We start from the raw sequence: 18,084 nt of genomic DNA, 5'->3' as shown, positions 1-18,084 counted from the left end.
TTATTTTTTCTTCGTCTGTAAATAAGCTTCTATGAACATATCCAAATCACCGTCCAGAACTGCGTTGACATTCCCGTTTTCCACTTCCGTCCTGTGGTCTTTGACCAGGGTGTAAGGCTGGAGGACGTAAGAGCGTATCTGGTAACCCCAGGCGATTTCACCTTTTTCCCCGTAGATTTTCTTGAACTCATCCTCCTTTTCCTTTTGCTTCAAGGCGTTCAGCTTGGAGGCGAGCAGTTTAAAGGCGGTTTGTTTATTGGAATGCTGGGAGCGCTCGTTCTGGCACTGGACGATGATGCCGGTCGGGAGATGGGTAATCCTGACAGCTGAGGTGGTTTTGTTCACGTGCTGCCCGCCCGGACCGCCGGCGCTGTAGGTATCAATTCTGATATCATTTTCGTTAATATCAAGTTCTTCCGTTTCCATTTCAGGCACGATATCAATAGCGGCAAAGGATGTATGGCGGCGCTTATTGGAGTCGAAAGGGGAAATGCGGACCAATCTATGCACGCCGATTTCCGATTTCAAGAAGCCGAAAGCGTAAGGCCCTTTGGCATAAACCGTGGCGTGCCGGATGCCGGCGCTGTCCCCATCCAGCGAATCGATAATCTGGCTTTCGTAATTGTTTTTATCAAGCCACCTTAGGTACATCCTTAAAAGCATGGCCGCCCAGTCGCAGGCGTCCGTGCCGCCGGTGCCCGCATGGATGCTTAAAAAGATATTCTTCTGGTCGTTAGGGCCGTTTAAATATAGCTGGTATTCCAGGTGTTCGAGCGATTTTTCCAGCGGGGATATCCCGGCAACAAGCTCATCCAGAATTTTCTCGCCTCCGCTTTCGGTTGCCAAGGCGGATAATTCTAGGTTGTCGGCGCTTTCTTTTTCCAGTTTGTGATAAGGCAGCACGATAGTTTTAAGAATCTTTAAGCGGTTGACTTTTTCCTGGGCAGCGGTCTGGTTGCCCCAGAAACCCGGTTGCGCCATTTCCTGCTCGATTAGTGTTAGCTCTTTTTCTTTGCCGGGCAGGTCAAAGAGAATCTCCCAATATAGCCAGCCGTTCATGGATTTTCTGCAGTTTTTCGCGCAATTCATTGAGAGTCATCATTTTATTCTCCTTCGCCCATTCCCGTATATGGATAGGGCGTCCCATACCGGAGGTATGGGATAATTCCATATATTAACATCACGTAATTAAAAAGGCAATAAAAATCCTTTACACGAAGGAGAAATAATAATATAAGTTAGGGCATGGTTACGTTGAAAGAAGTTATAAACCACCCGCAAACAAAGGCTTTTATGGAGGTTGCCAATGCCAACCTCGGAGCCATCGGGTATACCGAGCACGGAATAAGGCATGCCGAATTGGTTGCCATGAGAACAGGGCATATCCTTAAGTCACTCGGATTTAATAAAAAAATGCGGGACATGGGTGAAGTTGCCGGATATTTGCATGATATTGGAAACGCGATAAACCGCCATGACCATGGGCAGGATGGGGCGTTTTTGGTCTATCATATTTTGAAAGACCTGAAAGCCGATTACAAAGATATTGCCCAGGTGGTTGCGGCTGTGGGTAATCATGATGAAGAAAAAGGCGAGCCGGTTAATTCTATTTCCGCGGCGGTAATCATTGCGGATAAATCGGATGTCCACCGCTCGCGCGTCCGGACGATGAAGGAGATAGATTTTGATATCCACGACCGGGTAAATTATGCGGTTAAAGAGTCCCATGTCAAGATTGATAAAAAGCGCAAAAAGATAACAATGGAACTGGTGATTGATACGCGAATTTCCAAGGTGATGGAATATTTTGAAATATTCATGAGCCGGATGGTCGTCAGCCAGAAAGCCGCCAAACTTCTGGGGTGTGAGTTCAAGCTGGTTATCAATAAGACAAAGTTATTGTGATTTGCCTTCCAGTATCACCACGGCAATAGCATATTCTCCTGAATGAGCCACGGAAAGATGGATTTTATTAACTTTTAGTTTCATGGCGATTTCCCTGGCTTTGCCGGTTAGTTTTAGGGATAGAAAAGGGGATTTATTGTTCCTGACAACTTCTATTTGGGAAAAGTGAGGGCTTTTGGATGTGCCCCAGCCGGTGCCGATTGCCTTAAGGAATGCCTCCTTGGCGGCAAACCGCGCGGCAAATGATTCTGCCTGGTTCTTTTTGGATTTGCAGTATTTTATTTCATTTGGGGTGAATATTTTGGGAAGGCTTGATGAGCGTATCAATTTATTAATACGGCGGATTTTGACCAAGTCTATTCCTATACCTATAATCATACGCTCAAATCAGTTGGGGCGCGTCCCAGTGATTTCAATAATTCGATTGCCCGGTTGATATGTTCCTGGACCTCCAAATCCGTCCCGAATCTTTGGGGATAGATATCGTATAATTTGCGGTATTTGGGAGGGGTGACGTTTATCATAAGCGAATTTGCGCCTGCCATAAGCCCGTCACGAGCCGCGTTCTCTTTATCCAAGGTTTCCAGCGCGGTGGTGACGAGTATCCGGGCATCCGGATTCATGATGCGCGCCTTGGCGATGATTTTCAGCATTTTTTCAATCGTCGGGCGCGGGGTGGTTGCCAGTGGCGTTTGCGGATGCGGAATAAACGGCCCGAAGGAAAACATCCCGGCTTCGCCCGATGGCTTATCCGCGGCAAGAGAGGCGGTAAGTTTTATGCTTTTAAGGATATCTTTCGCTTTTTCTCCGGGGAGTCCTACCAGGAAACCGGTGATAATGAGATAACCCATTTCCCTCAGATCGTTTAGAAGTTTAAGGCGTTGTTCGAGAGATGATTCCGGCTTGACTTCGGCATATATTTTGGGGTTAGATGTTTCAAAACGCATGAGAACCCCCCGTGCACCGGCATCGTAAAGCCGTTTGTAGGCGTTTAAGCTGCGTTCGCCTATCGAGACAAACAGAAGCACAGGATAACGGTCGCGGATTTGTTTTACTATAGAATAAAGCTTGTCGTCGTCGTAATACTGGTCTTCGCCCGATTGCAGGACCAGCGCCTTGAATCCGAGCTTAACGGCATATTCCACGGATTCCAGTATCTGGGGTATTTCCATGCGGTATCTCTGGAGCGCTTTGTTATCGCGCCGTATGCCGCAGTAAAGGCAATTGCAGCGGCAATAGTTGGAAAATTCCAGTATTCCATGGACGCAGCAGGAATTGCCCTGGTGCTTTTGCCGGATGGCATTGGCTCTTTCATAGAGGTTTTTAGGGTTCGTGGTGAGGTTTTTATCCGTTTCTTGCAAGCGGAAGAATAGTTCTTTCCAGTCGGCTAATATTTCCTGGGCTTCCTTGAAAGATACTTTCTGGATGAGGAATCCGCCCTGGGCATAGACATAATCGCCCACCTTTACGTCAAGGAGGTCGGTATACGCCTTCTTGCGCTCGCCGTAATAATCAACCGTTGCCAGGCGGTCGGCAAGCTCAATAACCTTTCCGGGGATAGCATAACACATAGGCGTATTCTTTCGGTATCTCTAAAAGTATTTATTTTATCATAAATTATAGGGCAAGTCAATAAAAACTAAAGGGAGGGGCCGCCGGCTTGGGGAAATAGCGGAAAAACAACTATTTTTCTTGACAAAACCAAATCCATTTGGTATGATACCTAACAAAATTGAATTAGCAGCATTGTGCAGTAGCAACATGAAAGGAGAGCAGTATGAGCAGAAAGGGTGTAAGGAAGATACACAAAAGGACATACGAACAGATGAAGATGTCCTTGGTTAAGAACCCGCGGTCCCTGAACCTATACCGGTTTGTCCGTTTGGTGCTGGGGGAAAAACTTCCGGACAGGTATATTGCCCGGAAATGGAAAATGGATGAGAAGAATTTCCATGAATTTAAAACAGGCGAATATCCGGTTCCCCGCCTGGAAAAAGTAAGCGAGTTGGCTTCGGTGCTGAAGGTTAACAAGCATCTCGTTTTCGAGGTGGCTGAAGGTATGCCCGCCCAGAAAGCGTATGATTTGGTGAAGAATAAGGATGTAGCCGGCCAACTGCGGCTGTTGGGATACTAATAGGTAATCTCATATGAAAGACCTGGAAATAAAAACACAGGTTAATGAAAACGGGGTGGTTACGATTATACTCGATGGGTCAATCGATGCCTACTCGTACAGCAAACTGGAGGAGGTTTTTAACAAGCTTTTAGCCAAGCAGCAGTATGAAATGGTGGTCGATTTGACCGGAGTTGATTATTTAAACAGCGCGGGTGCCGGTGTTTTCATCGGCACCCTCGGTGTTACCGAGGAAAACAACGGTAAAATAGTTCTGGTTAATCCGCAATCTGCGGTTCGCAATGTTTTTGATCTCTTGGGTTTATCCAATGTTTTCTCTATTGTGAAAGATAAAAGCCTTGCCTTTAATGAATTTCCTCCCAAGTAGGCAAATTCGTTTTCATATCAAATACAAAAATATTTGCGCTGTCCTTTAAACTTTCTATAATAGGGTGCTATGCAGGTCCCTATACTGGATTTGAAAGCGCAGTATCAAGCAATCAAGGGCGATATTGAAAAATCCATCCAGCCGGTTATCCAAAGCCAGCATTTCATTTTAGGGGCAACCGTAGAAAACTTTGAGAAAGAAATTTCCGGTTATATCAACGTGAAATACGCAATCGGGGTCGCTTCCGGCTCGGACGCGATTTTGCTTTCTTTTATGGCGCTAAAAATCGGCAGCGGTGATGAGGTGATCACCACCCCTTTCAGCTTCTTTGCGACCGCCGGTTCTATTGCGCGCTTGGGCGCCAAGCCTGTTTTTGTGGATATCGAACAGGATACTTATAACCTTGACCCTAATAAAATAGAAGATTACCTCAAACGTAACGGCAAAAAGGTAAAAGCCGTTATGCCGGTCCATCTTTACGGACAGTGTGCCGAAATGGATGCGATAACGGAGTTGAGCCGCAAATACAACATTGCTGTGGTTGAAGATGCCGCGCAGGCAATCGGGTCTAAGTATAAAAACAAACATGCGGGAACCTTCGGAATATTCGGGTGTTTTTCTTTCTTCCCATCCAAGAACTTAGGCGCTTGGGGTGATGCCGGTTTGGTGACTACAAATGATGAAAAATCGGCGATTCTTATAAAAACCCTGCGCATACACGGCGGGTTGAAGAAATACTATCACCAGTATGTCGGTTGCAACAGCCGCCTTGATGCATTACAAGCGGCCGTGTTATCCGCCAAGTTAAAACACCTTGCAGAATGGAATAAAGGGCGTGCCAGGAATGCCCAGCGTTATATAAATCTTTTTAAGAAATATAAACTGGATGATATCATCACCGCACCAATAACAAAACCGGAGCGTAACCATACATACCACCAGTTCACTATCCGGGTAAAAGAGAAGCGCGATGAACTGATTAAATTCCTTAAAGATGGTGGCGTTGGCACCGAGGTTTATTATCCGCTGCCGTTGCACCTCCAGGAATGCTTTAATGATATGGGATATAAAAAAGGAGATTTGCCGGTTTCCGAAAAGTGCGCCCAAACATGCGTTTCCCTGCCTATTTATGCGGAATTGACCGAAGAAATGCAGGAACATGTGGTTTCGCAAATCGCCCGATTTTACCTGAAATGAAAAGAGACTCGAATGAACTGGTGATGTACATCAAGGATATCAACAAATATCCTTTATTAAGCATACCCGAAACAAATAAACTAGCCGGCGCCATGAAGCGCGGCAACCGTTTAGCAAGGCATAAATTAATCAGAGCGAACCTGCGTTTGGTCGTTAAGATTGCCAGGAAATATTTGAATAGGGGGTTATCATTCCAGGATTTGATTGAAGATGGAAATATCGGTTTAATGAAAGCCGTCAAGCGCTTCAATCCCTCAAAAGGGCGTTTTAGTACCTATGCTTCCTGGTGGATTAAGCAATCCATTATGCGTGCTTTATATATGTCATCCAAAACCATCCGGTTGCCTTGCCATGTGGTGGAGCTTATTTCAAGATGGAAGAGCGTTTCGGTTGCCCTTTCCCAGAAACTAGGTAGATTTCCGGAGCCTTATGAGGTTTGCGAGACGATGAACATGTCGCACGAGAGCATCAACCTTTTTAAAAAGACTCTGCAAAACGGATTATCAGTAAGCCGCCCGACCAGCCTGGATTACTTTACCGAATCAGCGTATGTTCCCCCGCACGATACCATCAGGCTTCCGGTGCACAATATTTTTACCAGGGAGGAATCCGAATGGCTCAGGCGGACGATTGAAAACATCAAACCCAAAGAAGCGCTTGTTTTAAAAATGCGTTACGGGCTGGAAGAAAAACAGCCTCCGATGACTTTGCGTCAGATAGGCAAACAACTGGGACTTTCTTACGAAAGAATCAGGCAGGTGGAAAAAAATGCCCTGCGGAAATTATATTATGCCATTTCCAAAAGGAATGAGTAATCCAGTTTGCTATTGCGTTGCTATCTTTATATGCAGGATACATTAGTAGTCCTTATCTCTCAGCAGGAAATAAAAAAACGGGTTGGTGAATTAGCTTCTCTTATTCAAAAAGATTACCGCTGTAAAAATCCGCTTCTAATCGGCATCCTTAAAGGCGCTTTTGTTTTCTTAGCAGATCTTGTTCGGGAGATTAAAATACCGGTGGAATGCGATTTTATACAGGTTTCTTCTTATGGTAATGGAACGGTTTCATCAGGCAAAATAAAACTAAAAACAAGGCGTTTTGATGCGATTAAAGGAAAAGATATCATTATTATTGATGATATTGTCGATACCGGCTTGACAATGGATTTCCTTATGAAAAGGTTGAAATCGTTTTCACCGCGAAGTATCCGCCTGTGTGCTCTTCTGGATAAACCCAGCCGGAGGCGAGTGAAGATAAAGATTGATTATTATGGGTTTAAAACACCGGATAAATTTATAATCGGCTATGGACTTGATTATAAAGGGCAATATCGTAATCTACCTTATGTAGGGTATTTAGATTCTAAAAAGATAAAATAATATAATTACAGGCATAGAATCAACGAATAGGAGGAATTTTTATGAAGCATTTAAAAAGATTGATTGCACAATACCCGAATTTTCCAAAAAAAGGGATATTGTTTAAGGATATCAGCCCTTGTTTGGCGTCTAAAAAGTTTCCTCTTGTTATAAAAAAAATGGCGGCTATCGTGCGTAAAAACCGTATGCATCCTGATTATATCGTTTCGCCTGAAGCAAGGGGTTTTATATTTGGTGCGGCATTGGCGTTTGAATTAAAGTGCGGGTTTATAATGGCTCGTAAGATAAACAAACTACCGGGGGCAAAGAAACGAGCAGGGTATGCTTTAGAATACGGGGTTTCTTTATTGGAAATTCCGGCAGGGATTATAAAACGTGACAACAAAGTACTGATTGTAGATGATGTTGTTGCCACCGGAGGAACGGTAGAAGCCATTGCTAAAATGATTAAGCAGGAGAAAGGTAAAATCATGGGGCTTATTGCGTTAATGGAATTGACCGACATCCCAAATAAACAGGTTTGCAGCTTTCCTAAATTCACGTTGTTGAAATATAATAAGTAAATTAATTTAGGGCGGTTTCCTTGCAGCTCCGTTTGTTTTTTTTGTGCCAGGCTGTGCGTTGAGTGCCTATAAGCACGCGTTGGTTTTATCATCGATTTTTATCCTTGACTTTTAACGCAAAAAGGTTAAAATTTATGTGTTAATGCGTCCGTTGCTCAGTCCCTAGCGGCAGGGGCTTCGCTCCGGGCAGAGGCTCAATATTAATAAACGCGCCCGTAGCTCAGCAGGATAGAGCGGCGGTTTCCTAAACCGCAGGTCGCAAGTTCGACTCTTGCCGGGCGTATTTGATAAGATAATATTTGTTATGTCAAGCATACAATTGCAATTAAAGGAATTTAAATCACTGGATGAATTCCGTAATTGGTGGGAAAGCCCGGAAGTGGTTCAGGCACGCCAGAAACAACCGGATGAAATCACCAGTATCAGCAAACATCCTTATGTCGAGCCATGGCTTAAACAGATTGAAAAAGCACCCTATTATCCCCAGCCGACCGGAAAAGTATTTGGTAAATACCAGATAGAAAAGAAACTCGGACAAGGGGGTATGGGTGTGGTTTATCTTGCTTTGGATACCGAATCAAACCAGAGGGTTGCTTTAAAAATCATGCTCTTAAAAGGCGATGTGGCCATAGAGCGTTTTAACAGGGAAGCCAGGGCTGCTTCCAAGTTGCAGCATTCAAATATCATCAGGGTTTATGAAGTCGGAAAGATTGACAAATACCATTATCTGACCATGGATTATATCGATGGGGTTTCTCTCGACCAGATAGTCGGTAGGAATAAAAAGGAATTAAGCCATGACCGGGCAGCAGAAATTATCCGCGATATCGCCCTCGCCCTTCATTACGCGCACAGCCAGGGGATAGTTCATCGGGATATTAAGCCCTCAAATATATTGCTTGATTCGGCCGGCAACGCGTATCTTACCGATTTCGGATTGGCGAAGGAAACAACGGAATCAGAACGTTCGCTTACCGTAACCGGTACTATAATGGGGACTCCTGATTACATGTCTCCGGAGCAGGCAAAGGGCGATAAGCATAAAATAGACAGGCGAAGCGATGTTTTTTCACTAGGGTCAACTCTTTATTTCGCTCTAACCGGTGTATCTCCCTTTAAAGGCAAAGAGCTTTACCAAACATTGATTCAAGTGGTAAATAAAGCGCCGATTCCACCGCGTAAATTAGTTCAGACAATTTCCCCAGACATAGAGGCCATCTGCCTGAAATGCCTGGAGAAAAAACATGAAGACCGCTACCAAACGGCGGAAACCATGGCTGTTGATTTGGATAAATACCTTAAAAACGAACGCGTCAGCGCTAAAGCAGGCGGGACATGGACAGGCATTTACAAAAAGAATAAAACTGCTGTAACCGCTGCCATCGTTTCTGCCGCGGTTTTGATAATCATCGGGATAATTATCTTGGTAAGCTCGTCCATAAGAACCAGCCAGGCGATAAGTGATTATCATCTTAAAGGGCTTAATTCTTTTGAGCGTGAAAAGTACGAGGAGGCTCGTGATATATATAAAAATATTTTAGCGTTAGTTCCGGATGACGCCAAGGCGAAAGAAATGCTGAATAAATGCGATACCGCGATTAAGAAACGGGGAGAAAAAGCCAGCTTGGTGCAGAAGACAGAAGCCGAAGCTAAAGAGAAAGAAAAACGAGCGCAGGAAATACGGAATAAAGCCAAGGAGGTTTTAGGCGGCGCTTTGCTTGCTTCTACGCCGGACGATAAAATCAGGATTGCTGCAGATGCCATTAAAATTGACGGGTCTTTCGGCGATGCTTATCAGGTGATGGGTTATGCTTATAAAGAGAAGCGCAATTATAAAATGGCTGTCGAGTGCTTTACCAAAGCGATTGAAAGTTCTCCCGACTTGGAATCTTCATATTATGAAAGAGGCTATATTACGGCTTTTATAGATAAAAAACCCGCTGAAGCTAAAGTTGATATGGAGAAGGTCGTCAAAGGTGACCCTAACAGCCATTTGGCATGGTTTGCTAAAGCGGTGATAGCATTAACTGAAGCAAACTATGATAAGACTATAGATTGTTTTACCAAGGCGCTCAGGGAAAAACCAAATTATGCCGAAGCCCATTATGCTCTCGGATATGTTTATCAGGAAAAAGATGATATTTGTAATGCCATCGAAAAATACCTTGAAGCGGTAAAATACAAGAGCGATTTCGTCGAAGCTTATTTTGCCCTTGCCAGGGCATATGGTAACGGAAAAGATTGGGATAACGCCGTAACCAATTATAGCCGGGTGATAACATTTATTCCGGACCATCTTGAGGCTCATTTGTTGAGAGGCGATGCATATTATAATAAAAAGGAGATAGAAAAGGCGATACAGGATTATTCACGGGTGATAGAATTGTCTCCCAATAACGAAGAGGGATATAAAAAGCGCGTTAGGGTTTATATGGATAAAGGGGATGCTGAATCGGCGTTCGATGATTTCAACAGGCTGATTGAGATTAACCCGGGGTCAAGGGATATTTATGTGTTTCGCGGTGATATTTACTGTGAAAGGCACGAATTTGACCTGGCAATAGCTGATTTTAACAAAGCACTGGAATTAAAACCGGACGATGCGGCGGTTTATTGCAAAATTGGTGATATATATAATAAAAAAGGCGATATCAACCAATCGATTGAAGCTTATAGCAAGGCAATAAATACAGACCCTGATAGTTTATCTGCCTATGCGATAAGGGGTTCCCTGTATTATAAACAGGATAAAATGGACCTGGCGATTAAAGATTTTGACAAGGCAGTCGACTTGAATAAAGATGATGCTGAAACATATAACATGCGCGGTAATGCCTATCTTAAAAAAGGCGAATTGGAAAAGGCGCTGAGTGATTATAGTGCGGCGATTACCCGTAATCCAAATCTTACTAATGCCTATTTGAATCGTGGAAATATCTTTTACCGGAAGGATAACTTGAAGAGCGCGGCGAGTGATTATATTAGGGTAATTGAGCTTGACCGCAAACGCACTGCGGCTTACCTGAATCTTGGGAGTATTTATTACAAAATAGGCGATATGGACAGCGCGATTAAGTGCTATGATGTATTCATTGCTTTAAAACCTGAAAATATCGTTGACGGCTATTTGAATCGCGGTGCGGCCTATGTAAAGAAGAAAGATAATGTAAAGGCAAGTAATGATTTCAGGCAAGTCCTCAATCTTTCCCCCAACCATCCTAAAGCTGCGGAACTCAAAAAATATATTGAATATTGGGGTCGCCGGAGATAACCCATTGGTTGCCGCAGCTTGGAACGGGCTGTTTTTCCCTTATTTTTAGAACAGGCGCATCACAAAATTCTTGACCTGTGTGAGAAGTCCCCTGTTTTGCAGCTTTTCTATTTCGGCGCCGTCTACCCATCGTCCCTGGCATATGATGCAGGCTTCAATGCCTATCTCGGCAAAATCGAACGATTTAATATGAATCAGCGGCGCATGGCAGGTCGGGCAGATCGGTTTGTTAGAATAAGAAAAAGCTTCGCTTGCCTTGCTCCCGTTCGGCATCATGAATTTTATCTTTTTCCCGATTGCTTTTTCCAGCTCATTAAGGTTGAACCAGCTTCCGCCGCAATGGTGGCATTGTTTGAATCTTGCGTCTTTGGCGACCACGTTTTCCAGCTTTTTATCCTTGCAACGGGGGCAGGCCAGGTGGTTTATTTCCTCATTTTCGGTTTCTCCGGTATGGTCCGCGTTTTCAAATCCTTCTAGTTCGTTTTTTTCTATTTCTCTGTTCATACTTCCACTCCTATATCCTTCTAAATCAACTGTTACGTATAAAAAGCCTAAGGAGAGGAACTTATTTACGATAAGGTCTCTTGTCTTTCCTTCGGTCAAGCGGTTGATGTCTTCCGGGTCCACTTCTATCCGGGCGATTTTTGCATGCCACCGGACACGCACCTGTTTGAATCCTAAATCGCGCAGGAAGTTTTCAGCCTGTTCCAGTGTTTCCAGTTTTTCCCGGCTTATTTTTTCGCCATATGGGAACCTTGAAGCTAAACAGGCATAAGCGGGTTTATTCCAGGTGGGAAGCCCCAGAAATTGCGAAAGTGTTCTTACTTCCTCCTTTCTTAACCCCGCCTCAAGAAGAGGACTTCTTACACCAAGTTCGATTGCCGCTTGACGGCCCGGACGAAAGTCGCCTTCGTCGCTTAAAGTCGTTCCGTCTACTACATAGGCATCACTTTTTTTATCGGCAATCGCCTTTAGTTTCTTGAATAATTCTTTCTTGCAAAAGTAACAGCGGTTAGGGGGGTTGTCGGAAAAAGAGGTAATTGTGAATTCCGAGGTCTGTATTATCTCGTGCGGGAAATTAAATTCCCGGGCAATCCGGACGGCGTCGTCGAGTTCGTGCCGGGCGTAAGTTTCTGATTGTGCGGTAATAGCCCTCATCTTGTCGCCGAGGACATTATGGCAAACGACTGCCAGTAAAGTGCTGTCGGTGCCACCGGAATATGCCACGACCACTGAGCCTAAACCGCGGATTAACTCAATCAGTTTCCGGTATTTTTGTTCTATATTTGAAGGAAGCATGGATTGAAATGGCTCGGCTTTCTTTTTGCCCGCCCAGGTCCGGGACGGATTAAGATGATTTAGGTTTATCTTCCCCTGTAGTGCTCTTTTCCTTTTTCTGCATGAACTCCTCGGCTTTTTTCTTCCGTTTTGCCTGTAATTGTTCCTGGTATTTTTTATCGCTTTTGCCGGAGAAAATAACGATAATAATTACAACAATTGTAACCAAAATGATAATACCGCCAAACACCCACTGCAGCTCGGAAACTCCTTTTGTCGGCAGTGTTACTTTTCTTATGGCTCGGCCAATAATGAAAGGTGCTTCCTTGAAACCGCCCCCTGATTTCTCGCTGATTTCATACCGCTCGACTTTGAGAAACGCCCCTTCAACCCAGACCATATCGCCGTAGCCGGCTCCTTTCCAATCTTTGTGTTCCTGCGGACGGTCAATCAAATGAAAGCGGTAGCATTCGTCCTTTTCAGGGTCAAAAATCGTTCCGGCATAATAACGGGTTACCCCGGCTGGATTCGTGGAGGGGTAATCAAAAACATGGGGACCGACGATAAGAAGTCCTTTAACGCTGATTAACGCCCCCCTGTATTTGGAGGGGTTTTTCATCAAATCGTTGAATTTTATGTTAAGGTTGATGTTTTTAGAGATTTCTTCACGCGTCATTTTGCCGATAGCTGATAACAGGTTATTATAAGGCTCATCCTGTTCTACCCTCGTGCCATCCCGGGCATTATCTAATCTGCCGATGGCTAATTTGAAGATTGTATCAGCCTCGCCCGTGATTGCCGGTTGGACGGAAGGGATAACCGGTCCGTGAATGGTCGGGGTTACCGGTTGTGGTTCGTCGTTAATCGGCTCTATTTTGATGGGAAAGCTTTGTTCTTCCGGAGGTTTCTCCTTGTCATCCGGCGTTTCTTCCGGGTTGCCCTGTGCCTGTGCTGTTTGCGGGAATAATTTATCCCATTTGGCGGAGAAGACAACTATGGTCCCGATAAACAACAGGCACAATCCAGTCATAAGGGCGAACTGCCTGAATTCCGCCGAGCGGAATATCATTTTGAATAGCGACGGCTTTTGCTCTGGTTTTAGAAAGTTCATAACACAGGTAAATATTTTTCTATTTCGTAAGACGTTATCTGGACGCGGTAGCGTTCCCATTCGATTTTCTTGTTTTGTATAAAATGCTCAAAAACGTGTTCGCCGAGCGCTTTTTTTACCAGCCGGCTTTTTTCGGTTAACTGGATTGCTTCAAGTAAACTGCCGGGAAGCGTTTTTATTCCTTTCCGGTCGCGTTCTTCCTGCGGCATTTCATACAGGTTCCCTTCAATTGGAGAAGAAGGCTTTAATTTTTCCTCGATACCGGCAAGACCGGCAGATAGTAATACGGAAAATGCCAGGTAAGGGTTACATGCCGGGTCCGGCGAACGGAATTCAATTCTGGTTGCTTTTTCTTTCCCCGGTTTATACATCGGGATGCGGATAAGGTCCGAACGGTTCTTGTGTGCCCATGATAAATAAACAGGCGCTTCATAACCGGGCACCAGCCTTTTATAGGAATTAACCCACTGGTTTGTTACGCTTGTGAATTCCGGGGCGTATTTTAAGAGTCCCGCGATAAACTGCTCGGCAGATTTGGAAAGATGATAGCGTCTTTTCTGGTCAAAAAAGGCGTTTCTCGTTCCTTGGAACAAGGACATGTGGACATGCATGCCCGAACCGTTTTCCCCGAAAATCGGCTTGGGCATAAAGGTTGCGTAAACACCGTATTTCTGGGCTATTTCCTTGACGATTAGCCGGTAAGTCATGACCGTATCCGCCATGGTAAGGGCGTTGGTATATCGTAAATCAATTTCATGCTGGGACGGGGCGACTTCGTGGTGGGCGTATTCCACGGGAATCCCGACCGATTCTAAAGCCAGGATGGTTTCTCTCCGTAAATGAATCGCTTCATCGCGCGGAATTAAATCAAAATAACCGCCCTCATCGAGCTTTTCCGGGGAGTGTTCCGATTTAAAATAGAAATATTCCAGTTCCGGGCCGACATAAAAGACAAATCCCAATTTTGCCGCCCGTTCCAGGTTCAATTTTAATATATAACGGGGGTCTCCTTCGAAGGGCTTGCCGTCCGGCGTTACCACGTCCGCAAACATCCGGGCAGTGCCTTCATCATTGGTGCGCCAAGTGGTTATCCGAAATGTTTCCGGGTCCGGGATGGCGACCATATCGCTTTCATCTATCCTGGTAAAGCCTTCGATGGAGGAGCCGTCAAAACCCATTCCTTCGGTAAAAGCCGCTTCCAGTTCCTGCCTGGTAATGGTAAAAGATTTAAGGTAGCCTAATATATCGGTAAACCAAAGATTGATGAATTTGATATCAAACTCTTTTATCTTGCCGAGGATTTCTTTTATTTTAGCTTTTTTATCAGGGGAATTGTTTTTCATTGCCGTAATTCCTTTTACATGAACTAATATCTATAAATAATATAGTTTCCCTTAAAAGTCAATAAATATATCTCGAATAATCGCTTCACCGTGATTTTCGGATTGGCTTAGTGCCTTAGAGCCTTTGTGGCAAAGCATTTTTTCTTGACAGTTTCAAAAGAGATTGTATGATAAGAGAAATAAAAACGGAGGATTAAATGCAAAGAAGTTTTCAATCAAGACAGTCAGGCCCGGGTTCAAGGTTCGGCGGCGGCAGGGGCGGCCCGCGCGACCGTGACGGCAAAAGCCGGGATATGGGCCATCCCAGATTAAGAACCAAAAAATGCCGTCTGTGCCAGCATAAAACCGAATCGGTCGATTACAAAAATCTGGCGGTTCTTTCCCGACTTTGCACCAGCCAGGCTAAAATGGTTTCACGCAAGCGTTCCGGTATGTGCGCTCCCCATCAGCGCCTGGTCCAGAAAGCGATTAAACAGGCCCGCATTATGGCACTGCTTCCTTTTGTGGGTTAGCATTTTCTTGTATTTTTGTATAACGGAGATTAATTATGGTAGAAGTTTTGCTCTGGCACGATGTTCCAAAGTTAGGTAAGCGCGGTGATGTCCTTAAGGTTTCCGATGGCTACGCCCGGAATTACCTTTTACCCAGAAAACTGGTTTCCATGGCGACCAAAGAGAACCTGAAACAGCTGGAAAGCTATAAAAAACGGATGAAGGCGGAAGAGGAAAAAGCCAAGCTGGCATTGCAGCAAGCCGCCGGCGAGTTGGAAAATGCCTCATCCACCATCGAGGTCAAGGCAAACGAGGAAGGCGTGCTTTTCGGCGCGGTCAGCCAGGAAATGATAGCCGAATCCCTCCAAAAGCAGGGCTGGAAGCAGATTAAAGCGGAGATGATAGAAATCGAAACGCCCATCAAAGAACTGGGTGTTTACCGCGTCAAGGTCAAGCTGGAAAGCGGCGTCAGCGCCACCTGCAAGGTCTGGATAGTCGAACAGTCCTTGGAAAAACAGGATTAGGCCGTATTATATTATTCAAAGCTTATCCAGCCTCAAGTGGGATTATATAAACCACCCCAGCTTTACTCGGCTCTACAATAATTATATAATCAGGCGTCCCGGCGAATGCCGAGACCGCCTCTGTAACCTTTATATCACCCAACCCAGCAGGTAAACATTCACCGTTGTGCTTTTTCCGTTCCTTTCCGCGCTGACGAATACCTTCCTTGTCGGGGTCTTTACGGCAAGTTCAACCTTGCCCGCATTGCAAACCGGGTAAGCAGTGTCCGTATGCCCGGCCGGCAGTGTCGCCCTGCAAGCATAGTAATTGCCCGGACCGCCGACCGAGGCAATCGCCCCGAATGTTACGGCTTCGCCTGCCTGATGCTCGAGTTCCACGAAGACTGCCTTAGCCCCGTCCGGCACGAATGCAGATAAATCCACCTGCAAGCCGAAATCATCACTGCCCGCGTTCTGGTAGACCGGCAGGTTCTGGCTGAAGTCGACTATTTGCGAGCCGCCAGCCGGGGTAAAAGACAGCTTTGCCGGAGTGACTGCGCCGTCTTTGATTTTCTCCGTCTCTACGGCGTCCGTAGCGATTTCCGCCGCAACAATCGGCGGGACAAGCGGTCTTGCCACCGGAACGAAAGATAACTTCGCCGGTGTTACTACACCATTGGCAATCTTCGGTGTAGTAACAGCCAAGTTTGCAATCTCATCTGTTGTAACCGGCGGAGTAATCGGTCGTGCCACGGAAGGCGGAACAAAAGATAACTTGGCTTGCGTGATTGAACCATTAGCAATCTTTTCCGTAGTTACACTGCTCGAAGCCAGTTGGGGACTGCCGACTGCCCCTGAACTAATCTTTGAACTCGTTATTGCGCCGAAGGCGATTTTCTCCGTCGTTACCGCCCTATCGCCGATTTTCTTGACTAAAACCGCGCCATCGGCAATCTTTTCGGTTGTTACTGCGCCGGATTTTAACTTCGCATCAGTTACCTGTAAGGCACCGATTTTTGATGCGGTGATTGCTTCATTGGCAATTTTCTCGGTAGTGACAGCGGCATCCTTTATCCGGGAACTTGAAACCTGTTTCTCGCCGATTTTATCGCGGGTGACCGCGCCGTTGGCGATGTTTTCTGTTTTTACTTCGCCTTGTTGTAAAGTCATAATTTAATCTCCTTTCTGCCACTAAGACATCCCATTCCTTTCGTCAGGGACTCCCTATAATGGGGTATCCCCGGAGCAAAGCGGAGCGGGGCTAAGTCACCAAGAAAACTTAAACATTCTTTGCGCCTTTGCGGTGTAATTACTAATTTTTCTAATCCATAAAGTTCAATCCGCCCCACATACTGCTTTATTCGTGCGTCCTGCCTTTACCAGCTATAATTATTCAGGCATCCCGACCGCAGCCAGCAGGTCGTCCCGTGAGGGGCAGTCGGGACTTATTCATATTTCTGTCGGGATATTTCATTATTCCTTAAGCCTTTTATAAATTATCTGCCTTATCCGCTCGTGGGAAATAGCCGTTCCCGTATTCTCTTTTATCCAGCCGGCTATCCGGCGGAAAGTCCAGCGCGCCCGGTATTCCTTGTCATTATTGGTTGAATCCGCCCAGTGGCTGACGGCCATTGCCTTCGCGATTTCCTCCGCGGAAAGTTTTGGCTTGCGGGCATTATAACGCAGTCCGTCCAATCCTTTCCGGCGGTAGAGCCTGAGCCATTTATAAACTGATTTTATGGGGCAGTGGAAATATCGGGCGATATATTCGGGCGTCCGGTTTTGGTGGGAAAGCCAGGCGACCTGTCCGCGCAGGCGCGCCCGGAATTTGCTTTTGACCGCCATATCGGAAATAAACTTGTTCAGGGCGAATAATTCCTCCCGGCTTAGTTTGATAAACAAACATCTTTGCGCCATAACTCTCGTCCTCCTTATTAAGTATAAACCATAAAAATGGTTTTGTCAACACCGGGGAAAAATATTGAGTATTATTTTTTCCGAGCATTATTTTATTTGTTTACGCCGTTAGAGATAGGTCGCTCTGGGCGATCGCAAGCTCTAACGGTGTCAACCCAAAAAGGGAACTTTGTCAAATGAAAAAGGGAACTATGGCTATAAAAACGCATATACTTACACCCATTCTTAATATATTTAGAATCAGTAAGCAGATTAAACGGATTGAACAGATTAACTAACTAAATCTGTGTCCCACGGGAGGCAGTAGCTCTAATCTGTGGCTAAAATACCCAAAAAACATGGTTTTTGGTGCAGTTGAGTGCACACAAAAGTGAGTTTTTGGTGCAGTGAAAAATCTGAATAAATCCAAAAACAGGCTGAATCCTCGTTATATTGCGTTAAAACTGCCTTTTTGGTGCAGTTGTCTTTTTTGGGGGTAGGGGTACCCCTGCTCTGTTGAATAATTTTTATAAGTTTCTTCTTTCGGTTTATTAGCTGTTTTACCTCTACGCTATGGCTTTTTCTTTCCGATAACCTCTGCTAACAAACTTAAACAGATTCATTATGTTACCCTTAAACCTTAACT

Annotated in this window: 18 protein-coding genes and 1 tRNA gene; 11 read left to right on the top strand and 8 right to left on the bottom strand. The window is 45.1% G+C overall.

Features of this window, described 5'->3' with window-relative positions; genetic code table 11:
* Window positions 1-1,099, bottom strand: a protein-coding gene (gene prfB / locus HY811_07125; protein ID MBI4834571.1) for a peptide chain release factor 2 whose coding sequence is annotated in 2 segments (ribosomal slippage) — window positions 1-1,026 and window positions 1,028-1,099 — 1,098 coding nt in all. Because the reading frame shifts where the segments join, the coding sequence is not laid out codon by codon here.
* Window positions 1,100-1,245: 146 nt separating this feature from the next.
* On the opposite strand from prfB, the gene HY811_07120 reads away from it, so the two are divergent.
* A complete protein-coding gene (locus HY811_07120) occupies window positions 1,246-1,905 on the top strand; it encodes an HD domain-containing protein (protein MBI4834570.1) in 660 nt (219 codons plus the stop codon).
* Here HY811_07120 and acpS read toward each other — a convergent pair.
* Together acpS and hydE are read right to left on the bottom strand one after the other, a co-directional pair.
* Complete coding sequence (gene acpS, locus HY811_07115; GenBank protein MBI4834569.1) at window positions 1,897-2,283, bottom strand: holo-ACP synthase; 387 nt, start codon at window positions 2,281-2,283, stop codon at window positions 1,897-1,899. The two genes, HY811_07120 and acpS, sit on opposite strands and share 9 nt — an antisense overlap.
* On the bottom strand, window positions 2,280-3,476 hold the full coding sequence (gene hydE / locus HY811_07110) for a [FeFe] hydrogenase H-cluster radical SAM maturase HydE (protein MBI4834568.1): 1,197 nt from the start codon (window positions 3,474-3,476) through the stop codon (window positions 2,280-2,282). The genes acpS and hydE overlap by 4 nt, the downstream gene beginning before the upstream one ends.
* 206 nt (window positions 3,477-3,682) lie before the next feature.
* Between hydE and HY811_07105 the strand changes: the two genes are divergently transcribed.
* From HY811_07105 to HY811_07070, 8 genes are all read left to right on the top strand, one after another.
* Window positions 3,683-4,039 (top strand): hypothetical protein, encoded by a 357-nt coding sequence (locus HY811_07105; GenBank protein MBI4834567.1) that lies wholly within the window; start codon window positions 3,683-3,685, stop codon window positions 4,037-4,039.
* Between the two features lie 13 nt (window positions 4,040-4,052).
* Complete coding sequence (locus HY811_07100) at window positions 4,053-4,406, top strand: STAS domain-containing protein (protein ID MBI4834566.1); 354 nt, start codon at window positions 4,053-4,055, stop codon at window positions 4,404-4,406.
* Window positions 4,407-4,475: 69 nt separating this feature from the next.
* Window positions 4,476-5,603, top strand: coding sequence for a DegT/DnrJ/EryC1/StrS family aminotransferase (locus HY811_07095; protein MBI4834565.1), 1,128 nt, complete (start codon window positions 4,476-4,478; stop codon window positions 5,601-5,603).
* Window positions 5,600-6,418, top strand: a complete 819-nt coding sequence (locus tag HY811_07090; protein MBI4834564.1) for an RNA polymerase sigma factor RpoD/SigA — start codon at window positions 5,600-5,602, stop codon at window positions 6,416-6,418. Before HY811_07095 ends, HY811_07090 begins: the two co-directional genes overlap by 4 nt.
* 30 nt (window positions 6,419-6,448) lie before the next feature.
* Window positions 6,449-6,982 carry a hypoxanthine phosphoribosyltransferase gene (hpt, locus tag HY811_07085; GenBank protein MBI4834563.1) on the top strand — a complete coding sequence of 178 codons (534 nt, stop codon included), beginning with the start codon at window positions 6,449-6,451 and terminating at the stop codon, window positions 6,980-6,982.
* A 41-nt stretch (window positions 6,983-7,023) separates the two neighbouring features.
* On the top strand, window positions 7,024-7,545 hold the full coding sequence (locus tag HY811_07080; protein ID MBI4834562.1) for an adenine phosphoribosyltransferase: 522 nt from the start codon (window positions 7,024-7,026) through the stop codon (window positions 7,543-7,545).
* 209 nt (window positions 7,546-7,754) lie between these two features.
* Window positions 7,755-7,828, top strand: a tRNA-Arg gene (locus tag HY811_07075).
* Window positions 7,829-7,849: 21 nt separating this feature from the next.
* On the top strand, window positions 7,850-10,816 hold the full coding sequence (locus HY811_07070) for a tetratricopeptide repeat protein (GenBank protein MBI4834561.1): 2,967 nt from the start codon (window positions 7,850-7,852) through the stop codon (window positions 10,814-10,816).
* Window positions 10,817-10,861: 45 nt separating this feature from the next.
* Here the strand turns inward: HY811_07070 and larE are convergent, their stop codons facing one another.
* The 3 genes from larE to glnA are packed head-to-tail and all read right to left on the bottom strand — an operon-like array spanning window position 10,862 to window position 14,548.
* The gene (gene larE, locus HY811_07065; protein ID MBI4834560.1) at window positions 10,862-12,115 is read right to left on the bottom strand and encodes an ATP-dependent sacrificial sulfur transferase LarE; all 1,254 of its coding nucleotides are present in this window, start codon (window positions 12,113-12,115) and stop codon (window positions 10,862-10,864) included.
* A 49-nt stretch (window positions 12,116-12,164) separates the two neighbouring features.
* On the bottom strand, window positions 12,165-13,205 hold the full coding sequence (locus HY811_07060) for a hypothetical protein (protein MBI4834559.1): 1,041 nt from the start codon (window positions 13,203-13,205) through the stop codon (window positions 12,165-12,167).
* Complete coding sequence (gene glnA / locus HY811_07055; GenBank protein ID MBI4834558.1) at window positions 13,202-14,548, bottom strand: type I glutamate--ammonia ligase; 1,347 nt, start codon at window positions 14,546-14,548, stop codon at window positions 13,202-13,204. Before glnA ends, HY811_07060 begins: the two co-directional genes overlap by 4 nt.
* Before the next feature lie 197 nt (window positions 14,549-14,745).
* On the opposite strand from glnA, the gene HY811_07050 reads away from it, so the two are divergent.
* Both HY811_07050 and rplI read left to right on the top strand, forming a co-directional pair.
* A complete protein-coding gene (locus HY811_07050; GenBank protein ID MBI4834557.1) occupies window positions 14,746-15,060 on the top strand; it encodes a 30S ribosomal protein S18 in 315 nt (104 codons plus the stop codon).
* Window positions 15,061-15,095: 35 nt separating this feature from the next.
* On the top strand, window positions 15,096-15,563 hold the full coding sequence (rplI, locus tag HY811_07045) for a 50S ribosomal protein L9 (GenBank protein ID MBI4834556.1): 468 nt from the start codon (window positions 15,096-15,098) through the stop codon (window positions 15,561-15,563).
* Between the two features lie 129 nt (window positions 15,564-15,692).
* Here rplI and HY811_07040 read toward each other — a convergent pair whose 3' ends face one another.
* Complete coding sequence (locus HY811_07040; protein MBI4834555.1) at window positions 15,693-16,712, bottom strand: hypothetical protein; 1,020 nt, start codon at window positions 16,710-16,712, stop codon at window positions 15,693-15,695.
* Between the two features lie 303 nt (window positions 16,713-17,015).
* On the bottom strand, window positions 17,016-17,459 hold the full coding sequence (locus tag HY811_07035) for a helix-turn-helix domain-containing protein (GenBank protein MBI4834554.1): 444 nt from the start codon (window positions 17,457-17,459) through the stop codon (window positions 17,016-17,018).
* Window positions 17,460-18,084 lie beyond the last annotated feature (625 nt).

This window comes from Planctomycetota bacterium, assembly GCA_016207825.1.
Classification (GTDB): Bacteria; Planctomycetota; MHYJ01; order JACQXL01; family JACQZI01; genus JACQZI01.
The sequence above is the reverse complement of the archived record's forward strand: the minus strand, read 5'-3'. Positions and strand labels throughout refer to the sequence as shown.

Excerpts from the sequence above, each read along its gene's own strand:
- HY811_07120 (MBI4834570.1), top strand. The coding sequence starts at position 1,246 with ATGGTTACGTTGAAAGAAGTTATAAACCACCCGCAAACAAAGGCTTTT.
- acpS (MBI4834569.1), bottom strand. The coding sequence starts at position 2,283 with ATGATTATAGGTATAGGAATAGACTTGGTCAAAATCCGCCGTATTAAT.
- hydE (MBI4834568.1), bottom strand. The coding sequence starts at position 3,476 with ATGTGTTATGCTATCCCCGGAAAGGTTATTGAGCTTGCCGACCGCCTG.
- HY811_07105 (MBI4834567.1), top strand. The coding sequence starts at position 3,683 with ATGAGCAGAAAGGGTGTAAGGAAGATACACAAAAGGACATACGAACAG.
- HY811_07100 (MBI4834566.1), top strand. The coding sequence starts at position 4,053 with ATGAAAGACCTGGAAATAAAAACACAGGTTAATGAAAACGGGGTGGTT.
- HY811_07095 (MBI4834565.1), top strand. The coding sequence starts at position 4,476 with ATGCAGGTCCCTATACTGGATTTGAAAGCGCAGTATCAAGCAATCAAG.
- HY811_07090 (MBI4834564.1), top strand. The coding sequence starts at position 5,600 with ATGAAAAGAGACTCGAATGAACTGGTGATGTACATCAAGGATATCAAC.
- hpt (MBI4834563.1), top strand. The coding sequence starts at position 6,449 with ATGCAGGATACATTAGTAGTCCTTATCTCTCAGCAGGAAATAAAAAAA.
- HY811_07080 (MBI4834562.1), top strand. The coding sequence starts at position 7,024 with ATGAAGCATTTAAAAAGATTGATTGCACAATACCCGAATTTTCCAAAA.
- HY811_07070 (MBI4834561.1), top strand. The coding sequence starts at position 7,850 with ATGTCAAGCATACAATTGCAATTAAAGGAATTTAAATCACTGGATGAA.
- larE (MBI4834560.1), bottom strand. The coding sequence starts at position 12,115 with ATGCTTCCTTCAAATATAGAACAAAAATACCGGAAACTGATTGAGTTA.
- HY811_07060 (MBI4834559.1), bottom strand. The coding sequence starts at position 13,205 with ATGAACTTTCTAAAACCAGAGCAAAAGCCGTCGCTATTCAAAATGATA.
- glnA (MBI4834558.1), bottom strand. The coding sequence starts at position 14,548 with ATGAAAAACAATTCCCCTGATAAAAAAGCTAAAATAAAAGAAATCCTC.
- HY811_07050 (MBI4834557.1), top strand. The coding sequence starts at position 14,746 with ATGCAAAGAAGTTTTCAATCAAGACAGTCAGGCCCGGGTTCAAGGTTC.
- rplI (MBI4834556.1), top strand. The coding sequence starts at position 15,096 with ATGGTAGAAGTTTTGCTCTGGCACGATGTTCCAAAGTTAGGTAAGCGC.
- HY811_07040 (MBI4834555.1), bottom strand. The coding sequence starts at position 16,712 with ATGACTTTACAACAAGGCGAAGTAAAAACAGAAAACATCGCCAACGGC.
- HY811_07035 (MBI4834554.1), bottom strand. The coding sequence starts at position 17,459 with ATGGCGCAAAGATGTTTGTTTATCAAACTAAGCCGGGAGGAATTATTC.